19 protein-coding genes are annotated in these 26,199 nt (G+C 44.8%); 7 read left to right on the top strand and 12 right to left on the bottom strand.

Annotated elements, in window-relative coordinates; translation table 11 throughout:
- Positions 1-187: 187 nt before the first annotated feature.
- The 4 genes from ACFQV5_RS15715 to ACFQV5_RS15700 form a co-directional block, all read right to left on the bottom strand.
- Positions 188-430: a hypothetical protein gene (locus ACFQV5_RS15715; protein ID WP_379248306.1), complete on the bottom strand. Its 243-nt coding sequence runs from the start codon at positions 428-430 to the stop codon at positions 188-190.
- A 328-nt stretch (positions 431-758) separates the two neighbouring features.
- Positions 759-1,682 carry a polysaccharide deacetylase family protein gene (locus tag ACFQV5_RS15710; protein WP_379248305.1) on the bottom strand — a complete coding sequence of 308 codons (924 nt, stop codon included), beginning with the start codon at positions 1,680-1,682 and terminating at the stop codon, positions 759-761.
- Positions 1,654-2,976 (bottom strand): MFS transporter, encoded by a 1,323-nt coding sequence (locus ACFQV5_RS15705; protein WP_379248304.1) that lies wholly within the window; start codon positions 2,974-2,976, stop codon positions 1,654-1,656. The genes ACFQV5_RS15710 and ACFQV5_RS15705 overlap by 29 nt, the downstream gene beginning before the upstream one ends.
- A 159-nt stretch (positions 2,977-3,135) precedes the next feature.
- Complete coding sequence (locus tag ACFQV5_RS15700) at positions 3,136-4,182, bottom strand: copper amine oxidase N-terminal domain-containing protein (RefSeq protein WP_379248303.1); 1,047 nt, start codon at positions 4,180-4,182, stop codon at positions 3,136-3,138.
- A gap of 200 nt (positions 4,183-4,382) precedes the next feature.
- Here ACFQV5_RS15700 and ACFQV5_RS15695 point away from each other — a divergent pair, with 200 nt between their 5' ends.
- The 4 genes from ACFQV5_RS15695 (at position 4,383) to ACFQV5_RS15680 (ending at position 10,786) form a co-directional block, all read left to right on the top strand.
- Positions 4,383-5,309, top strand: coding sequence for a helix-turn-helix domain-containing protein (locus tag ACFQV5_RS15695; RefSeq protein ID WP_379248302.1), 927 nt, complete (start codon positions 4,383-4,385; stop codon positions 5,307-5,309).
- A gap of 111 nt (positions 5,310-5,420) precedes the next feature.
- Positions 5,421-7,286: a class I mannose-6-phosphate isomerase gene (locus tag ACFQV5_RS15690; RefSeq protein WP_379248301.1), complete on the top strand. Its 1,866-nt coding sequence runs from the start codon at positions 5,421-5,423 to the stop codon at positions 7,284-7,286.
- Entirely contained in the window at positions 7,273-8,256 is a 984-nt protein-coding gene (locus ACFQV5_RS15685) for an ROK family protein (protein WP_379248300.1), read from the top strand. Before ACFQV5_RS15690 ends, ACFQV5_RS15685 begins: the two co-directional genes overlap by 14 nt.
- Positions 8,257-8,293: 37 nt before the next feature.
- Positions 8,294-10,786, top strand: coding sequence for a glycoside hydrolase family 38 N-terminal domain-containing protein (locus tag ACFQV5_RS15680; protein ID WP_379248299.1), 2,493 nt, complete (start codon positions 8,294-8,296; stop codon positions 10,784-10,786).
- Between the two features lie 113 nt (positions 10,787-10,899).
- Here the strand turns inward: ACFQV5_RS15680 and ACFQV5_RS15675 are convergent, their stop codons facing one another.
- The 6 genes from ACFQV5_RS15675 to ACFQV5_RS15650 all read right to left on the bottom strand — a co-directional run bounded on the left by ACFQV5_RS15675 (position 10,900) and on the right by ACFQV5_RS15650 (position 21,516).
- Positions 10,900-14,661 (bottom strand): AAA domain-containing protein, encoded by a 3,762-nt coding sequence (locus ACFQV5_RS15675; RefSeq protein ID WP_379248298.1) that lies wholly within the window; start codon positions 14,659-14,661, stop codon positions 10,900-10,902.
- A gap of 249 nt (positions 14,662-14,910) precedes the next feature.
- Positions 14,911-15,735 (bottom strand): carbohydrate ABC transporter permease, encoded by an 825-nt coding sequence (locus ACFQV5_RS15670; RefSeq protein WP_379248620.1) that lies wholly within the window; start codon positions 15,733-15,735, stop codon positions 14,911-14,913.
- 77 nt (positions 15,736-15,812) lie between these two features.
- Complete coding sequence (locus ACFQV5_RS15665) at positions 15,813-16,688, bottom strand: carbohydrate ABC transporter permease (RefSeq protein ID WP_379248297.1); 876 nt, start codon at positions 16,686-16,688, stop codon at positions 15,813-15,815.
- Between the two features lie 40 nt (positions 16,689-16,728).
- A complete protein-coding gene (locus ACFQV5_RS15660) occupies positions 16,729-18,051 on the bottom strand; it encodes an extracellular solute-binding protein (RefSeq protein ID WP_379248296.1) in 1,323 nt (440 codons plus the stop codon).
- A gap of 72 nt (positions 18,052-18,123) precedes the next feature.
- Positions 18,124-19,704 carry a response regulator transcription factor gene (locus ACFQV5_RS15655; RefSeq protein WP_379248295.1) on the bottom strand — a complete coding sequence of 527 codons (1,581 nt, stop codon included), beginning with the start codon at positions 19,702-19,704 and terminating at the stop codon, positions 18,124-18,126.
- A gap of 51 nt (positions 19,705-19,755) precedes the next feature.
- A complete protein-coding gene (locus tag ACFQV5_RS15650; protein WP_379248294.1) occupies positions 19,756-21,516 on the bottom strand; it encodes a sensor histidine kinase in 1,761 nt (586 codons plus the stop codon).
- 317 nt (positions 21,517-21,833) lie between these two features.
- On the opposite strand from ACFQV5_RS15650, the gene ACFQV5_RS15645 reads away from it, so the two are divergent.
- Positions 21,834-22,790 (top strand): phosphotransferase enzyme family protein, encoded by a 957-nt coding sequence (locus ACFQV5_RS15645; protein ID WP_379248293.1) that lies wholly within the window; start codon positions 21,834-21,836, stop codon positions 22,788-22,790.
- A 223-nt stretch (positions 22,791-23,013) separates the two neighbouring features.
- On the opposite strand, the gene ACFQV5_RS15640 is transcribed toward ACFQV5_RS15645, so the two are convergent.
- On the bottom strand, positions 23,014-24,033 hold the full coding sequence (locus ACFQV5_RS15640; protein ID WP_379248292.1) for a Gfo/Idh/MocA family protein: 1,020 nt from the start codon (positions 24,031-24,033) through the stop codon (positions 23,014-23,016).
- 23 nt (positions 24,034-24,056) lie between these two features.
- Positions 24,057-24,830 carry a sugar phosphate isomerase/epimerase family protein gene (locus tag ACFQV5_RS15635; protein WP_379248291.1) on the bottom strand — a complete coding sequence of 258 codons (774 nt, stop codon included), beginning with the start codon at positions 24,828-24,830 and terminating at the stop codon, positions 24,057-24,059.
- A 140-nt stretch (positions 24,831-24,970) separates the two neighbouring features.
- Here ACFQV5_RS15635 and ACFQV5_RS15630 point away from each other — a divergent pair, with 140 nt between their 5' ends.
- Together ACFQV5_RS15630 and ACFQV5_RS15625 are read left to right on the top strand one after the other, a co-directional pair.
- A complete protein-coding gene (locus tag ACFQV5_RS15630) occupies positions 24,971-25,786 on the top strand; it encodes an AraC family transcriptional regulator (protein WP_379248290.1) in 816 nt (271 codons plus the stop codon).
- Between the two features lie 130 nt (positions 25,787-25,916).
- Entirely contained in the window at positions 25,917-26,093 is a 177-nt protein-coding gene (locus tag ACFQV5_RS15625) for a hypothetical protein (protein WP_379248640.1), read from the top strand.
- The last annotated feature ends 106 nt before the right edge of the window (positions 26,094-26,199 follow it).

The raw sequence follows: 26,199 nt of genomic DNA, 5'->3' as shown, positions 1-26,199 counted from the left end.
CTGACATCTTTATCATAATTCGACATAATCATGTGGGTATTAATGGCATGTAAAATTTATGTAAATCCGGTTATGTTCTCTGGCGGATGAATTGACATAAAAAAAGATCTGTCCATTTTCATCATATGGACAGATCTTTCAGTCTTATATCAAGTTTATCGAATAAATAATAGCAGCATTCTGCACCCTAGACGTTTCTTCTCAAGCGAGAGATCAGCAAGTCTATAAGCCAACCAATAGCGAACCAGAACCCGATATGCAGCAAGTAATTAACCTCTTGAGACACGTCATTCCCGAAATATTCTAATGCAATCATTCCTAAGGGACTTGTAAAGAAAAGCAATAGATTCTTGTCATCTTGCCCGGTCAGGTTCAATATAATGACGATCAGTGAAAGCAAAGATAGCCAAAATCTTGCCGTTTTAAACATGTGTAACACCTCCACCTTCCTTAAGACGCAGATCCACGCTTACAAGTTGCGCTCAGGTTAGTGGGCTACAACAATGTTCTATGTCCGTGAAAGAAAAGACAGAAAGATGATAACGGACAGACATTCCACTATTGTCGATATTTAGCCATGTACGCGACATAAGCCGGACAGGAGATTCGTTATTAGGGCGAATTTGTTCATTTTGCTGCTTTTTCTGATCCAATAGCGGCTTCTGTGTCCGCTAACTTATGAAAAACGGTCTTTTAGGAGAAATAGCGGAACCCGTGTCCGTTAACAGAAGCAATACTACAAGTCGACCAAAGGTAAGCTATGCATTCTTAGACTTTAAAAGCGTCTTGAAGAGTCTAAACGCCGACCGTACCCTCGAACGCTTCAAATGCTCCTCCACATATCGGTAATCAGTCAAAATAACACCTGCATCGCGGACAGCATAAGCGAAGTCATCATCAAACAGCAACTGATATTCCCAGACCCGCTTGATGTAATTCGGGATATGCTCCATCATCCATGGATCATCGGCTCCGGGATGAAAGTAGGTTTCGCTCACACCATCCGGAAGCTTATAGAGTTTATCCAGTATACTCTGTTTAAAGGTTTCATAGGTTTCTCCCTCAAGTAGAGTAAAGGGATGCGACAGCAAGTAGTCAGGAATAGGCACACCAAATGTATCCGCAAGTGAAGATGCAAGAGCTACCGGACGCTCAACACCCGATAATGAACTTAGGAGTGGATCCTCTTTGTAGATGTAACGGAAAAACCTTGAAGGCAATCCCCACCGTGATGTTCTCCAAAACGTCTGAGGAAGAAAACTGCGTCCTGTCTCCATACCATACAAACTGCCCATGTGGTTATCGACATGACTGATCTTTATTCCAGCCTTGGTTACAAGAGTGTACTGCGCATCGATTTCCTTTAGCACGGCTTTCGTTTCAGATCTCTGCTCAAACTCCCTTACTGTGCGATGTTGGAATCCAAGTTCATCATGAAGTGAAGGATGACCCGTTAAGCTGCTCCACCGCAAAGCCTCAAATTCACTTGTCATCGTTAAATGCAGACCGACATTCGGCTGTTTCCGTCTTGCGCTCCAGACTGCCGCTTCCTCAAATCCGGGGGCCGGAGCCATAATTGTCGCAGATGAAGCCTTTCCTTCCTCCAAGATATGCATTATAGCTTTATTCATGGGCGCACTCTGGCCGAAATCATCACAATTTATAATTAGTCTTTTGACCATGGTCGATGCTGCCCCCTGTCTTGTTGTTAAATTCAATTTTCGTAACAAAAGAGATCAGAAACGAGAGCAACAGCAGGCACAGCGGGATAACACTGATCAAATACCGAAACGTCGACTCAGGATCAGATCCCGGATTATCACCGCTCTCATATCCAAAAATAATCCCGACCACAAAGAAAGCAAGAGCTGAGATCAAACCGCTGGAACGGGTAATAAAACCGCTGACCGCCGTGTAAATACCTTCCCTCCGCTGCCCCGTTCGCTCTGCATCCTCATCAATGATATTGCCGCTTACCATCGCTGGAGTTACCAAGAAGCCGGCCAAGCCGAATCCCACCGCAACCCCTGCAACTACACCACTTGCCAGATCATAACCGAACCAAAGAGGAATGACAGATAATCCATACACTGCAAGTGAAAGACGCCATGCTTTGACCCCATCCATATTACGAATAATCCAATACCAGACAAACACAAGTGGAATAACGGAGACAAATACGGATGCGAGCAGAATCGACACCTGAGCTTCGGAAATATTGAGAACATATTTGGCGTAAAAAGGTATGATCGAGCTGATCAATCCATTCACCGTCTGAGCAAACGAATTCGATATATTAAACACCCAGAACTTCTTGTTCTTCAGTGTCTCACGAAATGCATCGACCAGCTTGAACGGCTCGCTTTCGGTCACCTCTTGTTTCTCTTTCACATTCATCATACAGAGAAACATAAAGACACCAAAGATCAGTGCATACAGGATAGACATGTTGGAAAAGCCCATCACTCTGAATAAAATGGGCGTCAGTGCTGTGCCGATAAGCAAAGCCACAACCTGATACCCTTGCTGGATTGCCGATGCTTTGGCACGAATACGATCACCACGGAATAACTCTGGGAATAAAGCGCCGTAATTCACCCATAATACGGTTGCTACAGCCTCATATAGAATGAGTGCTACCAAAAACCATAGAAATAGTCCGTTTTCCGATAACCCTTCTGGCGGCGAAAATATAATGACAAATGTGATCATAAACAGTGGAATCGCTCCGAATACCCACGGCCTGCGGCGCCCGTAGCGCGTCTTCGTCCGATCTGACCAGTACCCGAACAGAGGATTGTTAACTGCATCCCAGATGAGGAAGATCGTTCTTGCCAGTGTAGCCAGTCCAATGCCGAGCCCTAGTTTATCCACATAAAAATAACTGTAAAATGAACTAAATGCCTGACTGGGAACCATCATTGCAAACATTCCTAACGAAAAAGCATACGGCGAATTTATCCAGCTCCGCTTCATTCGCTTTCCCCCTGTACGTTAATAATGATGTACAGTATTCGCCTATATTCCATAATATTCCTTTAGTTCAGTTGAGAAAGTAAACAATCTGTTTCTTGTTAGAAAACATAAAAAGCCTGACCGATTTCGGTCAGGCTTCTGACTTGTCCTAACTAACTATTACTTCATGACAACAACTTTAACCGCATTGCCAATTGGAGGCAGACTCTTTGTCAGCATAGGGCTGAAGAAAGCAAGGACCTTGTCGTCCTTCTTCAGTTCGCTTGCCTTCACCTCTTCACCATCCTGATCCACAACAACGGTCTCAGAAGATACGTTCAGTACAACTTCTGCTGGTGAAGCTTCGGTCATACCAAAGCCTTTAACTGTAATTTTTGAACCATCCTCATTCGATGTAACTAAGCCTGAAGTTCCGATCAAATCTTTCACATCGGAATCTTTCTTCACTTTAATCTCCGAAGCGTAGGTTTGACCTGGCAGACTCATCGTCATAGCCATGCTATGTACAACTTCGACATCAAGACCGAGGGACAAATCCTTAAGCTCAATCTTCTCACCAGCTGCATTTAGAATGACCGTGTTCTCATCCACATTCAAGAGGATTCCATCAGGTCCCGCTCCATTAATATGAACGGATTTGCGGTTCTCATCATTATGAACAGCCGTAATAACTCCGTTTGCTTTTATCGTCTTCACATCCTCTGCTTCCGAAGCTTCGGAGGTAACGGCAACTGTTGCACCTTCAACGACTACACCATGATGAAGCACATCACTAAAGTATTTCGCAGGTACATAAAGCGTACCCAAGATATTTGCCGGAGCCGTTCCGAGTTTCACAAGCATTTTATTCTCATTATACTCGTCTTTATCGGTTTGCACGAGGCTCCAGATCGGAGTGTTCGCTTTCGTTAACTCTGCAGAACGATCCTCATTATTCCACTTGATTTCATAACCCAATGCTTTAGCAATTTCACGCAACGGAAGCATGATTTCCTTCGTTTGTTGATTCATGTACCCGTTGTTTTTTGCAGCCTTACCATTGATTGTTAAAGAGTAGTTGGTAATAGCTGAAATCATCTCCGCTTGCTGGGGGTCTCTGTCTTGCTTTACATCTGCGCTAGGAGCTGCAAACGCTGACGCGCCACCGGATACAGCCATAGCCGTAACTAGAAGTGCTGCTGCCTGTTTCTTAAGATGCTTCTTCATGTTCATCATCCTTTCTAGGTTGTCATAGGAAGTAGTAAGATCACTTCATGTCTATTAACGTGTAGAGGTCTACAGATGTTGCACTCGTATATAAACAAGTTTGCTTTTACATTGATAGTATATAGATTACACTCTAGATACAAAGTTCTTCATGATCAGCCTTACAATAGACTACCTCACTGGAGGAGGATTATCCTTCTATGATCACAGATAAAACATCCCTCATCTCTCTATTTAAACGAGCTAACGCAGAGATGAATCATGCATTGAATCATATCAAGCAGCCCGATCTTGCCCTGCGTATCCATTATTGGGGATTCATGCCTCAGCATTTTAATAATACAGAACACAAACATTCATTTTTCGAAGCGTGTTACGTCTTGGCGGGACATGGCTCTTATCTTGAAGAGAATAACCAATATGACCTGTCTCCTGGTACACTATTCCTCTCAAGACCAGGGATTTTGCACCAGATCAAAAGTGACGAGGGTCTTTCGCTGTGCTATGTAGCCTTTGAGCCTGAAGAATCGGCATGCAGCGAACTATACCAGCAATCGTTCGGATTACTCGCGAACAAGGGAACTCCCGTACTGCAAGAAACCGCCTTCCAGCCAACAGGACTATTATGGAATTCTCTTCTGTCCTTATTCAACCAAGGCAAGAGTTCTCCACTTCTGGCCTTGGAAAGTACGGCCCTATCTCTAATCCTCTCCATTCTCGTAGCTCATGGACCCAATCTCTCCATGAAAACTAGAGATACAGAGATGAGCAAAGAAGGAGCAACCATCGTTCATCAGGCTGAGCTATTTATTACGGATAATTTGAGTGAGCCCCTTCCACTGCAGAGGGTCGCAAGTCACCTCCATATCACTTCCCGTCATCTGACAAGACTGTTCAGTAAACATCGGCATCAGTCTTTTGTACACTATGTGCAGGAACAACGTGTGCAAAAAGCCAAGGACATGCTTCTGACCACAGACAGGCAGATTAAAGAGATCGCCAGCTTATGCGGTTTTGAATCCGTACACTATTTCACCCGCGTGTTTACAGCAAAGCTCGGTGTAACCCCTGCCAGATTCAGGCGTTCACAGTTTACGGAAGGTCGCTTCGATTCAAATCCCCAATAACAACATCCATGTCCTTTTTGTACAAAAACACTTCCTCTTTTTATAAAGACGTTCCTCCCACCTCCTTCTACAATAAGAGCGTAAGCTTAGCTTAGGAGGGGAGGACTTGTTATGACAACTTTATCAACCTTTCAATCACGTCCAATCAACCAATTGGACTTCCAAGATAGACCTAACTTCATGAATAATAGTGTGGATTCTTGGTGCTCATTTGTGATCTCTACTTACCAAGAGATAGAGGACAATCGCCCGCTTTGGATCACACTCGATGGCACCCACGGAGCCGACTTTCTTGCTTTACTGGTTCCGCTTGAACAAATTTGTGAGAAGGAAGGTATTCCTTTCTCCTGTGACTTCACATCGGATTATGTGAAACCTGAATCTGAACTTCGGGCAGAAATGGCCCCATACCTGACAGATAATCGCGCATTCGGTTATAAAGGCCACGATGTGCGTCCAATTCAATATTTCCAGATTGATGCTAAAGCATCTTTGGAGAAAAAAGCCCTTGAAACGGGCACCAAGAGAGGTATTTACGTTCTGTGCGGTCCCGGAGCTGCTATGTTAGCGAGCAGAGCAGCTGATCTCTATTTCTTCGCAGACTACTCTCGAGAAAATCAGCAACTGCGACATGCCCAGCGTATGGGCAGCTTCGGTTTCGGGGAATCCACAGACAAGGTTGAAACCTACAAGAACTGTTATTTTCTTGAGTGGCCTGTATGGGAGTCATACCGCCGCGAATGGTTGGCATATTATACGGATCACATCCATCAAGAAGCTTATTATATGGATTTAAATAACTCTGAAAATCCAGTCTGGTTGCCTGCAGCAGCTTTAAAAGATGTTCTGTATAGGGCCGCTCAGCAGCCATTCCGTGTGAAGCCCTTCTTTGCACCCGGCATCTGGGGTGGGCAATATTTGAACAAGTTAGTTGATCTGCCAAAAGAATGGCCTAACTGTGCATGGAGCTTTGAACCGATCGCTCCTGAGAATACACTTCTTCTCCAAGTACAGAACTCCATTATCGAGATTCCTTTCACCCTGCTGATGGAGGCGGCACCATATGACATTATGGGACAGCGCAATGTGGAACTGTTCGGCGATTATTTCCCTATCCGTTTTGACTATCTGGATACGATGGAAGGCGGAGAATTGTCACTGCAGGTTCATCCGAAACAGGAGTATGTAGAATCACAATTTAATGAGCATATGACACAACAGGAATCCTATTACATTATGAAAAATACACCAGGAGCGAAAGTGTATCTAGGACTAAAAGAAGGAGTTACGGGTGCAGATCTACTTGAAGCGGTTGAACACTCGCATCGTGATGAAACACCACTTGTGCTCCCTTCCTATGTGAATGAATACGAGTCTGAGATCGGGGATCTCTACCTCATTCCTCCTGGAACAGTTCACTGCTCAGGTAGAGACAATTTGGTTCTGGAGATTTCCTCAACCACTTGGTGGTTTACCTTTAAAATCTATGATTATTTACGTCTCGATCGGGACGGCAAACCTCGTCCTTTGAACGCCGAGCATGCAAAACATAATATTAACGACGCTATGGATACTTCAGTCGTTGAACAAGGACTGATTGCTCGCCCTCGAATTGTCAGCAGCCAAGGCAATAACACAGAGGAGCTGCTCGGACAGCGTGACGATCTTCTGTTCCAAGTCAGCAGACTTTCTCTTCAAGATACATGGCAAGGGGACACAAACGGAGAATTTGTCATGTTCAATCTAGTCGAGGGTGAACGTGTCCGGCTCGTCCCAATAGAGAATGAAGCGGCTGCGGTCGAGTGGGGATATGCTGAAGCTTACATCATACCAGCAAGCGTAGGAAAATACCGCTTAGAGAATCTATCCGGTTCTGAGTGCACCCTTATCACTGCTAGAGTAAATCCGGATTGGAAAGAGCCACTTCTTCCACATTCGTGGACATCAACTAAGGAGACCTCCGATGTGTTCCGGTAAAGAGCAAGAGCTTGAATCCAGTGTGTCTCGTGTGATTACGCTGGCACTGGATGCCGGAGGAACAGTTGTAAAGGGAGTTCTCTTAATTAATGGGCAAGTCGTGCCAAATTCATTCCTTGCCAGGCCTGCCGAATCTCAAGGATCTGCGCACAGCATCATATCCAGATTTGCTGGCGCATGTCTCGAATTGCTGAATTTCTATACATCCACTTATGGACCTGTATTCAGAAACGATACCATTCGAATCGGGTTCGCTTTCCCTGGTCCATTCGACTATACGAATGGGATCGCACTTCTTCAGGGTGTTGGTAAATATGACGCGCTATATCAGTTATCTGTTTGTGATCTACTACGCGAAGAATTCATGAGACGGAAGCAGACATCTCCGGGGCGAACCCCGGATGCGCTAGCATCTGCCGATATTCGCTTCGGGAATGACGCCCTTCTGTTTGGTTTGGGTGTCAGTATTCGCTTTCCTTTAGAAAGACTTGTTTGTCTTACGCTCGGTACTGGACTCGGCTCAGCTTTTATAGAGAATGGGCAGATCGTTCAGGGCAGGAACGGTGTACCGTCAAATGGAATGCTGTTTGCTGAACCTTACCGTGAAGGAATTGTAGACGACTATTTTGGAAGAAGAGGGATTCTGAAGCTAGCCTCGGAACGTGGAATTCTGTCCATTGATTCTGATGTAGCCGATCTGGCGCATGCAGCTCGTAACGGAGACACAGAGGCTGGGGACTTGTTCCATGAATATGGATACAGGCTTGGAGAAATGCTCCTGCCTTACGTTGCCTCCTTCCATCCACATCGCATCGTGCTTGGAGGACAAATTTCGAGTAGTTTCTCTCTCTGGGAGACAGATGCGCAGGAGGCGCTCGGTGAAAGATTTTCTATTCCAATCCTTCAGTTCCAAGATGGAATGGACGCTGTATTTCAAGGAATTCATCGACTGTTCGAAAATACGATTTAACATTCATCCGCTTTAATCCATAGGAGGTTACCTATTTATGAGCACATCCATTCATGCTGAACCTAAACCCGTCCGTCCTTGGACGATCTATGTTATTCATCACTCGCATACGGATATCGGTTATACAGAGCGTCAGGAAAGAATTGAACAGTATCACGTCGATTTTATTCGCCAAGCACTGAAGATTTCTGAAACTGCTCACAGCGGAGCACGGCCAGAGTGGAAATCCTTCCGCTGGACATGCGAGACCTTCTGGGCTGTAGAGAAATTTCTTGAAGAAGCTACTCCTGAGGAAAAAGAAGCTTTTCAGCAAGCTATCCTTCGTGGCGATATTGAACTATCCGGTACTTACTTGAACATGACTGAGCTCGCTGATTTTGATCTACTTCTTCGAAATCATGCTAAAGCCCAGCAGTATGCAGGTTCCTTTGGACACCAAATCGACAGCGCGATGACAGCAGACATCAACGGTTATAGCTGGGGTTATGCTTCCAGCTTACTGCAGAACAATATTGAAAATCTGTTCTCTTGCATTCACACACATCACGGAATGTACCCGCTTGGCCGGAAGCAGACGCCATTCTGGTGGGAAGCTCCGGACGGCGGCAAGCTGCTCGTCTGGAATGGTGAACATTATATGTTCGGTAATGAGCTGGGCTTCTGTCCGAATGCGCTTGGTAAATACATGATTAAGGATGAAATTCAGCATAATCTCATGGAGCCTGAGGACATTCATAACGAGATTGCGTCCATACGGATTAACCGGTATTTGTGGAATCTTGAACAGGAACAATATCCGTATAACTTCGTACCGATCATGGTATCCGGCCTTGGAACAGACAATGCATCTCCAAACGCAGATATTGCAGAGTGGATTACAGAGTGGAATGATCAATATGGAGAGCACATTAATATTCAAATGACTACACTTTCCGAGTTCTTTGGGATACTGAAGCAAGAGGACTTGTCCGCGCTTCCAGTACACCGGGGAGACTGGCCAGACTGGTGGACAGACGGCGTGGCTTCCACAGCGATGCATACACAGATTTACCGTGATGCACAGCGTACGCTGCGTAAAGTAAAAAGCCTCGATCCGAACCATGAAGCAGCAAGTCTTTCAGATATTGAAGCAGCATCGCAAGCACTCACGATGTACGCGGAGCATACTTGGGGATATCATTCTTCCGTCTATGAACCATGGCACCCTCAAGTACAGATGCTAGAGGTCCGCAAACAGTCGTACGCAGCCGAAGCGAGTAAACTCGCTCATCGTGCAATGGATAAAACGCTTGTCGCTCGTCAGGGCGCACTTCTTGCTCCTCATCGCCCATTACGATACGAGGTCATTAATACAGAGCCAGCAGAAGCGACACTGCTTGTGGCTATTCCGCTAGATGGCTGGGAAAATGTCATTCTGCAGGGCAAGTTCGAGCTTATTGATGAAAAGACAGGTCAACCGATTCCATACCAGGTGTCCCATACGCATTCGATCGTGACCGAACTGACGCTTTTACCTGGTGAATCCCGCATCCTGCATCTCCGTTCACTTTCGAAGGTAGATGCGAATGCACCTTTTGCGAAAAAAGTGACTGCTCGTAATATTGAGCCGATCCCATGCGAAGGCGTATACGACGTTTGGTCACCTCCTGCTGCAGATTATCCAATCACCGTAGGTGAGAACTTCATCGAATCCGAAACAACGCGGATTGAGTGGAAACTACATGAGGGCATCACTGCATGGGTGGATAAGCGCATTTCTGCTGATTTGCTGGATGAGAACCGTAAGCACGCACCATTCACGCCTGTTTATGAAGTTACACCAGCACAAGATGAACATAATCCTTCTCATGTACACGCTGCTCGGTCCCGTATGGGTCGCAACCGAAAAGGAGCTAACGTGCAGCGCGATGTTGGTCGTCTCATTCAAGTGAAAATGCTGGATAATGGCCCACTGTTCGCCCTTATGGAGCTTGTATTTCAAGTTAAGGGGCTCAGCTACTATGCCCTTCATATTAAAATGTTCGCTAACCAGCCTCGTGTCGAGGTATCCGTCCGTTTCCACAAGGATAGTGTGTGGCTCCCGGAAAACGTATATGTAGCTCTTCCGTTCTCTATGGGATCAGAAGCAGAGTTATATGTAGAGAAAGCTGGCAGCTTGGTTCGTCCATGGAAAGATCAGATTCCGGGTTCTTGCTTGGATTACACCGCTGTTCAGGAAGGATTGTTCTGGCACTCAGCTAAGGATCAAGAGGCGCTTGCGGTTTCCATGACAGACACGCCGCTGCTGCAGCTCGGCACGCTTGAGCATCAGCCAAGAAAGCTTCACTTGATGCAGTCCGAGGATAGCCGCCCTTCCACCTATGCATGGATTCTGACGAACTACTGGGAAACGAATTTCAAAGCAACACTCGGTGGATTCTATGAATTCCGCTATGCCGTAGAGCGTCTTCACCAAGTAGAACCCAAACAGGTAGTCGGTGCCCTTCACGCCTCTACTGGCCAGTTTACGATTCATCGTATTGGATCATAGTGAATTTATAAGAAAAAGGGTGCTATTCCGTCATTAATTTGACCAAATAGCACCCTTTTTCTGTTTTGTCGAACATACTACTTCTCGTTTTTATTTAGGGGTTTAATCATTAATCACTTTAATTTATCGCTATCTTCTTGTTTCCTAACTAACTCTTTAATTCGCTGATCAATACGCTCGATTTCAGTGACAGGATTCTTCCACCAATTCCTGCTCCAGATTCGTTCAATAGTCCAGCCTCTTGATTCTAAATACCTTTGGCGATAAACATCTCGTTCTCTAGCATTCTGAGAACTATGGTACATAGCCCCATCACATTCAATTCCAAGAATGTACCTAGAACGGTCGTTCGGATGAACGACTGCCATATCGATTCGGTAGCCAGACATGCCCACTTGCGTAGTAACTTCATATCCTAATGAACGAAGTTGCTGGTACACCTGCTCTTCAAATGGTGAATCGAAATGAAGCGCTTGTTGTACAGCGTGCGTACTTACTGCTTCATTAACCTCTTGGATGACTGCATCGATTTCCTCTTCTTTCCCTCCAGATACAGCTTTAGCATATTTCAAATAAGACTTTAATAGCTTAGGTCCTCGTTCAGACGCATTAGATACGTTCAGATCTTCGGGTTCTATACTAGAAATGACGACAATACTTTCCTTGGCACGTGTAACCGCAACATTCAATCGGTTTTCGCCGCCTTTTTGGTTTAGTGATCCAAAGCGGTTATACACTTTTCCTTCTTCATTTTTAGCGTATCCGATTGAGAAGATGATGATATCCCGCTCGTCCCCTTGAACATTTTCAATGTTTTTAACAAACAGCCGTTCATCTAGATCGCGGGCCATTAGCTCCGAATAAAGAACTCTAAATTCCTCATCTTCTGCTACCGACTTATCAATGACATCAAGTACTTTAGACTGTTGTTTCGCGTTGAATGTAATTACCCCGACCGTCTTACCAGGATGTTCTACGAGTATATGTTTTAGTTGTGTAACAACTTCTAAAGCTTCTACTTCATTAGACTGGTTCAACCATCTGCCGTCTACTCGTTTCCAGACAATTGCAGCAGATCCGCTAGAACGAGCTACGTTTGGAGCAATTTGTATATGACCGTTGTAAAAGGCATGGTTAGAAAAGTTAATGAGCTCATCGTATTTAGAACGATAATGCCATTGTAAGATTTTCTCCGGAAAGCGTCGTTTTGCTAAGTTGAGTAAGCTAACAGATTCATCTGTATCATATTTTGCTTCTTCCTCGTCTTCTTCGTCCGCATACCCTGCTCGGAATAAATTGGTCGGCGGAAGCTGTTTTTCATCCCCTGCTACGACGATTTGTTTGCCACGATATACAGACGGCATACCGCTTTCCAAGGTTAACTGAGAGGCTTCGTCAAATATAACCATGTCAAACAATCCTTCTTTTAACGGAAAAATAGAGGATACCATCTCTGGCGAGGCTAACCACACTGGCAAAATATCCACTAACCCCTTATCCGCAAATTCATTCACTAATTTGCGAAGTGGCCAGATCATTCTCTTCTTGCCTGTTTGATGTTTTAACTCTTTCGTTGATTTTCCTTGTATTTGTTGAAGATGATTCACCTTGTTCTTTAATTCATGAATCATATATTTTGCCGCTACTTTCCGCTTTTCTTCTAACAAATTAGCAAACGATTCGCGTATTCTTCCGATCTCATTTGTAGAAATCTTCTTCACATCTGGATATTTAGCTTCAATTTGTTCAATCCAATGAACAAATGCTGAATTCTTAAAGATATCTACCCAAACATCTGGCAGTGATCGGTCTGTAACAAGCTTTTTACCCTGCAATGCATGAATAACACTTTTCAAATCATTGCTTGTCTGTTCCCAGAACGTATCCATTAATTTCAAATCATCAAAATCGCGATAGATACAATCTACTAACAAACTTAAATCTTGTATCGGAATTTCGCCTTCTGCTACTCGGGCCTGTAACTTCTTCACTTGCTCATCTTGCAACATCGTTGATAGAGCATTCATATCATCGGCCAAAGCCTTTGTTACTAATCCTAAGTCGTACATCGTCTTTAAAGAGTGTTTTATCTTTACCCACTCGCTAGAACTTGTTCCGTTAAACTTCTCTCCATGTGTTAGCTCTTCAATAATAGATTTTCCCGTAACTGTAGTCCACCAGAATAAACGTAGTCTTTGAAGCGGACGCTTTTGATTTCCATCAAGATCCGGGTGGATTTTCTTTAATCGATGCTGAACTTCCCAAGTATAAGCAGGCGTTATCTTCTCGATATCTAGCGTTTCAATATAATCTGTTGCTTGTTTTGCTTTTTGGATTAATGCCTCCAACTTTTGTATCATATCTAACTTCGCATTCATATCAAAAGCAGCCAAACTCTTACGATAACGTAATGGATAGCTCTCTTGTCCAAATCGTTGGTACCACTCTCCATATATATATACAGATTCCGTCATATCGCGTAAAGATTCTCTCGTCAATCGATCGGCTACACTGTTTAAGGAGATCATCATACTTGCATCGGTTATTGGTTTCGATTCACCGTAGAGTTCGTACAATCTGTACCCATATGGCTGCCTTTCATAAAGTGCCTTAGCTATCGTATTCAGTAACTTCTCTTGATTATCTAATCGGGAAGTGACAGCAATCAGCTCTTCTACCGCTTCTGCAAACTGCAACTCATTATGTTCTAACACTGTCGTAATCTTTTGATATAGTGTTTGTCGGTCAACCTTCTCATCATGCACAAGGGCAACATGATCACTAAGTCCAAGACTACTCATCCGTTGGTACACAACATCTAATGCTGCACGTTTCTGACAGACAACGAGTATCTTTTTCTTTCGATGGAGTCCGTCCGTGATCAGATTAACAATGACTTGCGATTTCCCTGTTCCAGGAGGCCCGTGTACGACTAATCCTTTTTGAATACGAGCTTCTCGCAAAATTTCTTCCTGAGAACCGTCGGTTTGTAATAAATCCATTATTTCTTCTTTAATTCCGGTTTGCTCATCTTGCTCCATTTGACCAGGCAACAGACCTGCCTCAATGGACAAATTATCTTCAGGACTTATCAACTCTCCTACTAATGAGAGTAAGTTGCTCTCGGATAAGCTGATCAGCTCATCGTAATCACGAACAATTGAAGATCCACCTTGTGGAAAATCACCAATCACCGCATTCTCAAGCAGCGTCATACTAGCGACTTTAGGAATCTCACCTGACTTGTATTCCTTTAATCGATTTAGACCTGTTTCATTATATTGAACCTTCAACTGATGGTTTTCCAGAAAAGATATAATTTCTGCAAAATTCATGGAACTTGCAACTGAAACCGACTCATCAAAAATATCCTCTGAGAAGTTAAGCTTATTTAATTTCTTCAATGCTAAAAAGAGGGTACGATTAAGCTGTGGATCACCTTCTTCCACATGTAATACCCACTTTTGCAGTGCTGAATTGTCTTTTTCCAAACGGATCGGGAACAAGAACAGCGGCGCCTGAATAAAGGTTCCATCGAGAAGAACACCGGATAGAAAGGGATATCCCAAATACAGGTCATGCACTCCTGTTTCATCTTCTAAGGCTTTAATTTGACGATGAAGATCCGTAAGCTTATTGGATAAAATCATTGACTTTTCATCATCTAAAGAAGGCTGTAGTAACGTGATTTTCCCGTGTGTTTTCCCCTCAATAACCTTCTTTAGAATGGTCTTTGCATCTACTTTTGCCTCTATAGAATCTAAAGTTGCAAGGTCAAAACTCCATTTCTGATAAACCTTTAACAAGCGAATGGAGCGATTCCGTTTATTTATATTGTTTAGCTTATCTCGCATATGTACTAAATGATCTTTCATGTTTATCACTTCTTCCGTCAAAAGCAGTTATAAAGAACTATGTAACCAAAGTGAATTATACCTTATTTTATAAGCAAATAGTAACAGAGATTGGAAGTTCATGTGTTTATGTATAGATTCTATTCGCACCTCCGTTTTCTAAGGGTGCACTAAAAAAAGCCTTAGACCGGCAGAATACCGAGCTAAGGCTTTTTTTGAGAGACCTTCATTTCATTCTTTATAGACAAGATTAATGTTTCCCCTATTTCCCTACCCCTTGATCGACCCAGCCACCATTCCCTTCATAATCTGCTCCTGCAGAATCAGATAAATGACAATGGTAGGGATGACAGCGATCGCCATCGCACCCATCGTAAGACTGTAATCGGTCCCGAATCCATCCGAGAAAAGGGACAAACTAAGCGGCAAGGTCTTCAGTGCCTGCGAATTGATGAACACAAGCGCGAAGGAAAAGTCATTCCAGAATCGCAGGAAAGCGAGAATGGAAATCGTCGCTACAATCGGGGTACAGAGCGGTAAGATAATTCTTCCGAATATCCCCCACCAGCCGTTACCGTCAATCATAGCTGCTTCTTCCACTTCCCGTGGAATGGAGGCCATATAAGCCATGGCTAGGAAAATTGCAATGGGAAGCTCGAATGCTGTATACGGAAGAATGAGTGCACCGTATGTGTTCAACAGCCCGATCTCTTTCATCATCAGAAACAGCGGAACCAGCGTACTATGAATCGGGATCAGCATACCGGTCAGAAATAAGGCCATGACTGCTTTTTTGAAGCGGAACTGAAACCGGGCCAGCACATATGCTGCCAAGACGCTGAGCACAATCGTAAGAATAACGGAGATAACGGTAACCGTAGTAGAATTGATTAACGCTCTCCCCATATTTCCTATATCCCACGCCCGGAATATATTATCTTTCATCCACACGAGCGGCAATCCATATGGATTGGTGAAGAAATCCTGGTTGGTCTTGAATGCGCTAATAAAGAGCCAATAGAGCGGATACAGCGTTAACAAGGCGTAGATAAGCAGAAGCAACTTAACCAATCCAGACAAACCTTTTGCAGCCATTCTTCGGCCGGGGGATGGAAGTCCACCAGCTGTCTTTGCCGGAAGTGCTTGTTGTTTCACATGCCCCCTCCTTTCCATCAACTATCTTTCCTTCGGGTCAGTCCATAATTGATGAGCAGCAGCAAAGCACTAATGATCATAATCATGGTCGACACGGCCGATCCGTACCCATACCGATAGACATCAAACGTATTATTGTACATGTAAGTGGCCAGCAGTTCCGTGGACTGTGCCGGACCGCCGCCTGTCATAACAATGACATGGTCGAATGCTTTCAGGCTTCCCGAGATACAGAGAACCATCGTCACCACAACAGTACCCCAGATCATCGGAAGGGTTACATGGATCAGCTTCTTCCAACGCGTCGCACCATCAATTTTGGCAGCATCATTCACTTCGGGAGATATGTTCTGCAGCGCTGCGATAAAAATGACTAGGTACGGACCGATATTGCTCCAGTTGATCGGAATCGAGATCGCCAGCATGTTTACCTTCGAGTCCGAAAGCCAAGCCCTTGTCCAGGACTCCAGCCCAATCAGCTCTAACACTTTGTTCGCAAGACCGAACTGCGGATGATAGATATAGCCCCAGATAAGACCAACGACGACCGTGGACAGCACCATCGGCATAAACACCGCAGAGCGAATTAATCTCGAGAAGAACGTATTCTTTAGCAACATCAACGCAAGTAGGAGCGCAATTGGGATCTGACCGATCAGGGCTGATGCCACAATAATGAGGTTGTTACGTAGAGCTCGCCAAAATATCCGGTCATGCAATATTTCATTATAATTGCCGAGGCCAATAAACTTGGCCTCGCCGAGTCCCTTCCATTGAAAGAAACCATAATATGCTGACCAAAAAACCGGAACAATGACAAACATCAGGAACAGCAGAAGCGCCGGAAGCAGAGCTATAGCAATAAATCCTTTACTTCGAATGGCTGTTGGCACTTAAGACTCCTCCTCTCTTCTGACACCCTCAGAAGATTCATTACTCCGCTGTGGATCTTGCCTGCGCATCCTGAAGCTTCTTCGCCACACTTTCAGGCGTGCCACCCATCATAATTTCCTGCAAGCCATTATTAATCGCTTCGCCTGCTTCCGCGGATAAATTTGCGTCATACACTGGCGTAATTCCTGTCTGTTTCACCAGATTAAATGCTTTGTAATACAGCGATGTAACTTTGGATTCATCAATATCGGTATCATACATAACCATCGAGTTGCTCTCGGCAATCGCCTTCTGTGCATCTGGTCCGCTTACCGTATAGATCAGTTTCAGAGCCGCTTCTCTTGCAGCACCTTCTGTTCGTTTGCTTAGTGCAAGGCCGCCTCCTGCTCCACCAGAGATCGTGTTAGCATCGCCTTTACCTCCCGGAATCGCAGGCAATACCGTTACTTCAATATCCTTCATCTGATCTTCCGTCGCAGAAGCTGCCAGATTCGTAAGGGTCCAAGCTCCACTAACCATCATGGCTGCGTTACCTTGAATGAAATACTGCTCCGCTTGTGTATTATCTATACTGTTCGCCCCATCCTGGAACGCTTTATTGTCTACCAACTGTTTAAAATATCCGAGTGCCTCTACGAATTCCGGATCCGTGAATTTAGCACCTTTTTGCTGTGAGGCATTCTTAAACCATTCTGTCCCGGTCACCCGATCCGCAAGTGAGCCAAGGATGGTCGATTGTGCAACCCATGGCGCTTTATTACCAAGAGCAATCGGTGTTACCTTGTTGTCGTTAAACACCTTGATTGCAGTCATCATCTCATCCCAAGTTGTCGGAACCTTAACACCATGCTTATCAAATAACGCCTTGTTGTAATACAAGATCGAAGTAGCAGACATGGCGAGTGGAGCGGTGTAAATCTCATCTTTTTCAAAAGTGAATGGATCAAAAGCGCCTGGCAGGAACTTATCTTTCCACTCCTTATTTTCATTCAAAACATCTGTAATCGGCTGAAGTAGACCTGCTTTGTACAATTCAGCGGAGTGACTCCCAGCGTAAACAAACATCAGGTCCGGCAATTCATTTGCAGCCGCAACCGTGCTGAGGCGCTGTCTGTAACCATCGACAGGAATTGCTTGTGCATCAAGCTCTACATTCGGATTGTCTTGTGCAAATTGCTCTATGAAACTGCGTACTGTTTTGGCCCGAAGATCATCACCGGCAAAGTTATGCCATACCGTCAGCTTGACCTTCTCTCCCTTGTTAGCGGTTTCATTTTTAGGTGTATTACTCGCTTCTCCGCACGCTGCCAAAATAAATGTAAACATTAGCAAAACCAAGCCCATTTTTTGTATCGCTTTCATTCTCAATCCCCCTTAATTACATGAATAACCTAAGTATAGAAGAGGACCGGTTTAGTCCGTAGGGGACATAATTCAGTCCATAGAGGGGTGAATTTCAGTTTTTGCTCGATATTCGGATGGCGTCACACCCGTAAATTTTTTGAATAGTTTGTTAAAATACTTCATATCCTCATAGCCAACTTCGTTCGCTACCTCGCTAATTTTGGCAGGGGTCTCTCTCAGCATCGTCATCGCTTTCTGCATTTTGGCCTCCGTCACGAATTCGATGTAGTTCTTGCCAGTCTCCCGTTTAAACAACTCGCTGAAATAATTCGAATTCATATGCACATGCCTCGCGACCTGTTGCAGTGATAATCCTTGCCCCAAATGTTCATGTATATAAGAAATAGCCCGCTGAACCGGGCTAATACCCGACACCAATTCCGTATGGTACCGAATGAGTGTTTCAAAATGGTGCAACAGCACCTTCTCAGGATTTTGGGCCAGGTGGGCTAGATCCAGCGTATCGCTACTCGGCGGAGAATAGGAAAGTCCGATGGACTGAACCGCACGCTCCAGCCAGCGGTATCCCGCAACCATCAGTGACTGGAGATAGGCCTGGACGGAGCTTGGTGTGGCCTGAGGATTCTGGCGGATACGCGCCAATAATTCGCCTATCCCCTGCTTTAACACAGCACAATCTTCTGCCCGAAACCATGCTGCGAGCTCCCGCTCTTCTTCCATCGTACAGACTGCTCTCACGCCCTGACGCTCTCTTATATCTTCATAAGACACGAATGTTCTAGGACGAAGCAGCCATTCAAATGCAGCGGTTTCCAATGCCGTATCGAGTGCAAGGCGCAGCTTCTTAATATCGTTAACTGTTTGTCCACAAGCGGTGAATATTTTACAGTGAACCTCCTCTTTTGCTTCTTGAATTATATATTCAAATCGGCTATTTCCTTCTTGCCTCTCCTCCATTCTAACCAGCACCAAAATACCTTCATTCCAGTGGATCCACTCACACCCATACGGCCATAACCTCACTAACTCATCCCCAAGAGCACGATACATAGTCTCAGGTATGCATGACAATTCATCCTTATCCCATTCATGTCCGGGCGTGATCATCCAGACTTGAAGCATGTGTTCACCCGGCGTCATTCGCAATTCAGGATATCTACCCCACAGTTCCATAACTAACTGCTCATCTGGCGGAGATACCGAGGCAAGCATCTTTCTCAAAAAACTCCGGTTAACTGTTTGTTCTTGCGCCCTCCCTTCTTCATCCCCTTGTCTTCGCTGCTGAATTCGAGCTTGCGCCCGAGTCGCAGCCTGTAAAATTTCATCAGGACGACTCGTCTTCAGCAAATACTCACTGACACCTTCCCGCATCGCCTGCTGGGCATAAATAAATTCATCAAAACCAGAGAGGATGATAATCTCAGTTTGCGGGTGTTCATTCCTAACTTCTCGAGCCAGATCGAGTCCACTCATGCCTGTCATCCGAATATCCGTAAATATAATGTCCGGCTGTTCTTCGGGAATACGGATCATTGCCTCTTCCGCAGATGCGGCCGGCTCCAACACTGAAAATCCGTTGCTCTTCCAATTGATCACTGTGCTTAAACCCGTCCTGATAATGACCTCGTCATCCACAATTAAAACTTTCATCCAAGCCTCTCTCCCTCCATCAGATCATTCCTAACCGTCCCTAACCTGTACTTAAAGAATAGGGAGTGTAAACATTACTCTTGTACCTTGACCTTCTGTGCTCTCAATCCGAAGAACAGCCTCTTTGCCGTAATGAAGATAAAGCCGGTTGTTCACGTTACGTAGTCCGTAGCTATCATGTGGAGACCTTCCTTTTTCATGAACCGGATTCACTTCTAATTGGGCTCGCAGCCAGGATAGCCGCTCCTCATTCATGCCCACCCCATCATCCTCAACCGCAAAATGAATCCCATATTCATCTAAGCTTGCATGAATCGTAATCGTGCCCATTCCTTCTCGTTTCAAAATGCCGTGCAGCATCGCGTTCTCCACAAGCGGCTGCAGCAGCAGTTTCAGCATGGTCTGCTCACCCACCCGCTCATCCATATGCACATGGAAAATCAGTTTATCTGGGTAGCGAATCGACTGAATGTTCACGTAATTTCGAACATGCTCCATCTCTTGGTGGACCGCACAATATTCTTGGCCATTATTCAGACTGAATCTTAAAAAGTCGCTTAACGAGCCGACCATATCCGCGATTTTGCTATCTTTATTCATCAAGGCAAGCCATTGGATGGATGACAATGTGTTGTATAAAAAATGAGGATTGATCTGTACCTGAAGTGCCTGCATATCTGCTTCTTTTTTCAAAGATTCACTCCGCTTCACTTCCTCCGTCAGCTTCACGATCCGGGAGCTCAGACGGTTATAACTAATAACCAGCTGCCCTACCTCATCGATGGTCGTAACAGGGATCGCAGGCAACGCTTCTTCAGGACTCGAGTGTTTAAGAAATTTAGTGAGGGTAGATAACGGCTTCGTAATTTTTTGGATCAAAAAAACAACCAGAATCATGACGAGCAGCATCGCCACAGTGACTGCAACAGCGGTTAATGTAAGTACATATTGGTTCTGCGAACGATATTCTTCAGCCGGGATAATGCCAACGAGTTTCCAATTGACGCCCGATACCGCCTTATAGAGCACGGTTTTCTTGTCTGAGCCTTCGCCATAGTTCAGTGATCCGCTGGTTCCCTCCATCTTCTCCATCCCCGGATAAAAATCGAACAGTGAAAGATTCGTCTCCATGTCAGGTGGCCCGGCAATAATTCGGTTATTCTCATCCAGAAGAAGCACAAAGCCGCTTTTCTCAAGAGCTGCCTGCCTGACCTGATATGCGATAACCGCTTGATCCACATTGATCTGAACCTTACCGATCCTCTTGAACTTGTCAGTACTTCGTATAGGCCGTGCCAGCGTCACCACCTGCCTAACTCCATCTGATGTCCACTGCCGGTGGACGTTGGACCACCACTTGGGGTACTCCTCGTAATACTCAGGGCTTCTCTCCGTAATGTCGATAAACTCTGACCGAATCAGCGATTTATGAGAGATCGACTGTTTTGCCCCAAGTGGCTCGATAATGATATTAGCTATGTATTCCTTCGAGAATGCGAGATTCGTTAAGAAGCTAATGATTGAGGTCTGCTGTGTATAATTGCTGTCTCTCTCCGGCGACTTCAGATAGCTCTGAACCCCGCTATGCCCGATCAAGAACAGCGACATATTCTCCACGTCTTTCACCATCGTGACCAGATAGGCATCCAGCAGCCTCAGTGTGTTCATCCCTGATATTTTGGCCTTCTCTTCTGTAATGCCGCCTGCCATATTGTAAGAGAACAGACCGAGAAAAAGCAGTGGAACCATCGTTGCAATAATGATCAAGAGCGACAGCTTGTGCTTGAGCGATTTACCGAGCCATCTCTTCATACCTTCACCTCTGTTTCTATGTCTGACATCATTAAGAACGTGTGCCCTGCTCCATTACGATGTTGGCAAGCGTTTACATAACATGGTTTTTAAAATCTATCTTAGTGTACAGTGCTTCCCAGAGTAAATGATTAGTTACGATTAAGAGGGGATAAAATCGTCTAACCGAACTTCGAACGATTGTTTTATGGCTGAATAGAGGCGAGTTTTGCAACACTGCGCTATCTTCGTTAGACTTGTATAGATAAGACATAAATGTCATCCGATATGGTTAGGCAGTTTGACCGTAGCGAGATCAGAATAAAAGGGGACTTTCGATGAAACAGGCTATTTTAGATCAAGGTGCTAAGAAATTCGGCCGAGGCTCTTACTCGTTGCAACTGCTTGGAGGGTTTGACCAGAATGTATTCGAATATATCGGTGAAGATGATCATCGTTTCATTATGAAGTTCCTTGATGCCGCTAAATGCAATAAAGCCTCCCTCATCAGAGAGCTCTCATGGATGGCCTATTTGTCTGAGAACGGATTGAACATTACGGAATCTATACGGTCGAATGACGGTCTTCTTATTGAAGAAGTCAGCGATGAGACAAATTTCTACCATGTGATTGCGTTTGCTAAGGCTCCCGGCAGTTCACCAACTGATCTGGAATTGGATTTCTCCCTAATTGAACGGTGGGGTCGTGATATGGGCAAAATGCATGCACTCGGTAAATCCAACCCTACTTCACTCGTTCATCGAATGGCCTTTCCACACTGGAATAACTCGTTACTCTTCACAAGTGAATTTCCTGAAGCCGCTGGTGAGAAGGTGCATGCCAAGTGGAAAGAATATTTGAGCATATTGTCATCGCTTCCGCAGGATCAAGAGAGCTATGGGATTGTACATAATGACCTCCATCATAATAACTTTCATGTGCACAACCATGAGATCATCTATTTTGACTTTGGTGATGCCGGTTATAACTGGTTTGCTTACGATATTGCTATCTCTATTTATCATGCTGTACAGACTGTGCCTAACGATAGAAAGTCGGATTTTGCTGCGAAGTTCAGTGATTCATTCATGACAGGTTACCTTAAAGAAAATACGCTGAGTGAGGAATGGATCGAGCTTATTCCTTTTTTCCTCGAGTATCGAAATGCTTATTCCTTCCTCTACTTCTCGAAATTTGTAGACTTAGATCATGTGAATGAGCGTACGCAGAACTATCTTTTGAAGATGAAAGCTGAAATAGAGTCTAGTATGCCTTTGGCTAACTTATTGATGTAATATCATGAAAAAGAAGGGCGTATTCTGAGGCGCTACAAGTACGAATCATTCCTCCGATCGCTCTTGCCCCCAAATTTCCTGAATCATTTCATACTAGCGAAGCACATCATGGACAACAAACACAAACATGCCGCTCAGGGAAATCCCCGGGCGGCATGTTTTTTTGTCTTATTTAACGAAGATCTGTCTCTTGTGGGAGAGTCTCTTCATCTTATTTCTCTGTTTACAGCTTTACGATTTTTCCTGTTTCCTGAGATTCAAACGCACCCAGGATAACGTTCAAAGAGCGCAGACCTTCTTCGCCGGAAATGCTAGGAGGCGTTTGTGTAACAATGGATTCTACAAATGCATCAATTACACCACTTGGAACTTGCTTCTCGTTCGTTGCCATTGCGCCGACCTTGTAGGTCTCCACTGTACCGTTGGTCAACTCGACAATAACCTCATCGCCTTCTACGGCACCAATCTTCATGACACCATTCTCGCACCATAGTACGGTGCCGTTGTCGCCCCCACGATAATGCGTCCAGCTTGCCATCAGCGTTCCGACAGCTCCACTCTTCATACGGACGATACAAGTTGCATTGTCATCAACATCGGTTCCCTCTTTATGAATCGTGCCAATAAATCCTGCTACTTCCACGATTTCATCGTTCAGCAAGTAACGAATAAAGTCAGACTTGTGTACGCCGAGGTCACCCATGGCTCCCATAATAGCTTCTTCCTTACGGAAGAACCAGCTATCGCGACCATCAAGGCTCCAGCTTTCCGGACCACCATGCCCGAAGGAGGTGCGGAACGTAAGTACTTTTCCGAGCTTACCGGAATCAAGAATTTCCTTCGCCTTCACATGCGGAGGCATCAAGCGCTGGTTGTGACCAACCATCAGATATACGCCATTCTTACGAGCAGCTTCAATCATCTGCTCTCCTTCTTCAGTTGTCGTAGCCATCGGCTTCTCAACCAGTACGTGCAAGCCAGCGTTAGCTGCAGCAATACTCATCGGTGCGTGCAGATAGTTTGGCGTACATACGCTAACCGCATCCAGTTGTTCATTCTTCAACAGTTCTTCATAGCTTGTGTAGGCTTTTCCACCATATTGCTCAGCAACGGCTTCCACGCGCTCCTTGTTCGGATCAGCAAATGCAACCAGCTCTACGTTCGGATTTGCAGCATATTCAGGAATATGTCTACGCTGGGCAATCGCGCCACAGCCAAATACAGCAACTTTAATTTTGTTCATGGGAGTATCTCCTTTATTTTGGATTAAAATTGGTTCAAATAATTATTTTTCAGCCAATTCAAACTGTTCTCCACGCTTTGGAGCGGCGGATTCTGGCATACATCCTGCTCTACGATTAGCCACTGTGTTCCTGCGTCTGAAGCAGCTTGAATTACTCCTGGTAAATTAACAGTGCCCTTGCTCAGTTCAAGCGTCTTCATATTGCCTTGTTCGTCTTTACTGAAATCCTTTAGATGAAGCAGCGGCAGACGACCTGCATATTTCGGAATGTAAGCAAGCGGATCTTCTCCTGCGAATTGTACCCAGCATACGTCCATTTCAACTTGCACAGCTTCTGGGGATGTTGCTTCATACATCGCATCGAACACATACGCATCCCCCACCTTGTCCTCAAATTCGAAGTCATGGTTATGGTAGCCAAAGATCAATCCTTGCTTTCGGGCCTCAGTACCGACTTCCTCCAGATAAGCAAACAAGCTCATCCAATCTTCTGCACTTGAGCGATCCTCAGGCGAGACATAAGGACACATCATATACTTAGCACCAATGGTTTTAAGATAATCAATTTCCTTTTGCAGATCTTCACGAAGTAGATGCAATCCAACGTGGCTGCCAATCGCTTGAAGTCCTAGCTCTTGAAGAAGCGTTTTCATTTCTTCTGCGGGGATATCACCATAACCTGCGAACTCTACACCTTCATAACCTAGTTCCGCTACTTTGCGAAGCGTACCACGGAAGTCCTGTGCTGTTTCGTCACGCAACGTATACATTTGCAACCCGATACCCATTCTTCTCATGGGAGGAACACCTCTATTCGAAAGTTTTTACGTATTGCCTTATTTGATACCATCATACAAGGAAGTAGGCTAAAATGAACATAAACTATATGGTTAAAACATGAACTATCTGATTGTTTTTTTAGAATGGAGGTTCAACGATGACAGAGGCCAGACTACTAATCTGCGATTATTCTTATCACACGGTGGCTTATAGTAATAATTATAAGAGTGGCTTAACAACCTACCTATTCCGTCTTCAAACCGAGGGTTCCTGCTACGCTAACTGCAACGGTATTGACTATCATATACAGGCAGGTGATCTGCTCCTGCTTAAACCGGGGGATGAATACGAGCTGCGGGTTAGTGAAGAACAAAGTGCTGGACGCGTATCGAGCGGTGATTACTATATTTTTTGCGATGGCGCTTGGATTGATTCTTGGTGGAAACGAGCGGAACGCCATACGCTCAACCATATTAGCATTGATGAGCATGTGCTTGGCTTATGGAGACAACTTCTGCTCGAGAAGCGCCGCTGGCCAGAAGAGGATACAGAGCTGATTGGCTATTTGCTGCGAAGCCTTTGCCTTTACCTCGATCGAACCATTACCGAAACAAAGCGCACCGACCGATCTACTTTTACAGCCCTGCGTTTAAAGCGATTCATTGAGGAGCATGCCACGGTTACCTTTAAGCTCGAGGAGGCAGCTTCGCATGTCGGACTCAGCTTGTCCCGTGCTGTCCAGTTGTTCAAAGCTTGTTACGGCAAAACTATGATTCAATATGCGCTGGAGATCCGCTTGAATGCGGCTGTTGAACGTATCAAATACAGTTCCATGACCCTTGAGGAAATAGCCGAGACCTGCGGTTTCGCCAGCTATTCCTATTTTCACCGTGTATTCCGTGCGAAATATGGCATGTCTCCCGTGAAGTTCAGGGAAGCCGAAACTCGACCAGCCAGACCGTTTCAGTTATAGGGAGTCCTTAATTGCATTAAATATATCTCCCCCATCCCCTATTATGTTAAAGTGTAATTATATTTCCTAATTATGGAATGATAGTGGAATGCATTTTATGATATGAAAATTCAGAAAAGGGGATGGATTTGTGGATATGAGTATGGGATTTTCCATGTTCGGTTTATGGCAAATGATCTTTATTATCGTATACGGTCTGTTCATATTGCTCGGATTGTGTGCACTATATCTTCTCATTAAACTAATGATTCGGGCGATTACGGCTTTAGAGCTGTACATAGATGAAAAGAAAAATCGGCGGTTCTAATAAAACAATCTGTTTCACGAGTAAATAAAAAGCCCCGGTACTGAACTGCACCCCAATTGTTAGACACACTCTAACAGTTGGAGGTGCAGTTTTTTTATGACTAAAT

Origin of the sequence: Paenibacillus sp. GCM10028914 (genome assembly GCF_042666275.1) — a bacterium.
In the GTDB taxonomy this organism is placed as follows: Bacteria; Bacillota; Bacilli; order Paenibacillales; family Paenibacillaceae; genus Paenibacillus_AQ.
This window is presented reverse-complemented; position numbering and strand designations above follow the sequence as displayed.

Bases quoted from the DNA above. Each gene is read 5' to 3' on its own strand.
- ACFQV5_RS15715 (WP_379248306.1), bottom strand. From the start codon at position 430: ATGTTTAAAACGGCAAGATTTTGGCTATCTTTGCTTTCACTGATCGTC.
- ACFQV5_RS15710 (WP_379248305.1), bottom strand. From the start codon at position 1,682: ATGGTCAAAAGACTAATTATAAATTGTGATGATTTCGGCCAGAGTGCG.
- ACFQV5_RS15705 (WP_379248304.1), bottom strand. From the start codon at position 2,976: ATGAAGCGGAGCTGGATAAATTCGCCGTATGCTTTTTCGTTAGGAATG.
- ACFQV5_RS15700 (WP_379248303.1), bottom strand. From the start codon at position 4,182: ATGAAGAAGCATCTTAAGAAACAGGCAGCAGCACTTCTAGTTACGGCT.
- ACFQV5_RS15695 (WP_379248302.1), top strand. From the start codon at position 4,383: ATGATCACAGATAAAACATCCCTCATCTCTCTATTTAAACGAGCTAAC.
- ACFQV5_RS15690 (WP_379248301.1), top strand. From the start codon at position 5,421: ATGACAACTTTATCAACCTTTCAATCACGTCCAATCAACCAATTGGAC.
- ACFQV5_RS15685 (WP_379248300.1), top strand. From the start codon at position 7,273: ATGTGTTCCGGTAAAGAGCAAGAGCTTGAATCCAGTGTGTCTCGTGTG.
- ACFQV5_RS15680 (WP_379248299.1), top strand. From the start codon at position 8,294: ATGAGCACATCCATTCATGCTGAACCTAAACCCGTCCGTCCTTGGACG.
- ACFQV5_RS15675 (WP_379248298.1), bottom strand. From the start codon at position 14,661: ATGAAAGATCATTTAGTACATATGCGAGATAAGCTAAACAATATAAAT.
- ACFQV5_RS15670 (WP_379248620.1), bottom strand. From the start codon at position 15,735: ATGGCTGCAAAAGGTTTGTCTGGATTGGTTAAGTTGCTTCTGCTTATC.
- ACFQV5_RS15660 (WP_379248296.1), bottom strand. From the start codon at position 18,051: ATGAAAGCGATACAAAAAATGGGCTTGGTTTTGCTAATGTTTACATTT.
- ACFQV5_RS15655 (WP_379248295.1), bottom strand. From the start codon at position 19,704: ATGAAAGTTTTAATTGTGGATGACGAGGTCATTATCAGGACGGGTTTA.
- ACFQV5_RS15650 (WP_379248294.1), bottom strand. From the start codon at position 21,516: ATGAAGAGATGGCTCGGTAAATCGCTCAAGCACAAGCTGTCGCTCTTG.
- ACFQV5_RS15645 (WP_379248293.1), top strand. From the start codon at position 21,834: ATGAAACAGGCTATTTTAGATCAAGGTGCTAAGAAATTCGGCCGAGGC.
- ACFQV5_RS15640 (WP_379248292.1), bottom strand. From the start codon at position 24,033: ATGAACAAAATTAAAGTTGCTGTATTTGGCTGTGGCGCGATTGCCCAG.
- ACFQV5_RS15635 (WP_379248291.1), bottom strand. From the start codon at position 24,830: ATGAGAAGAATGGGTATCGGGTTGCAAATGTATACGTTGCGTGACGAA.
- ACFQV5_RS15630 (WP_379248290.1), top strand. From the start codon at position 24,971: ATGACAGAGGCCAGACTACTAATCTGCGATTATTCTTATCACACGGTG.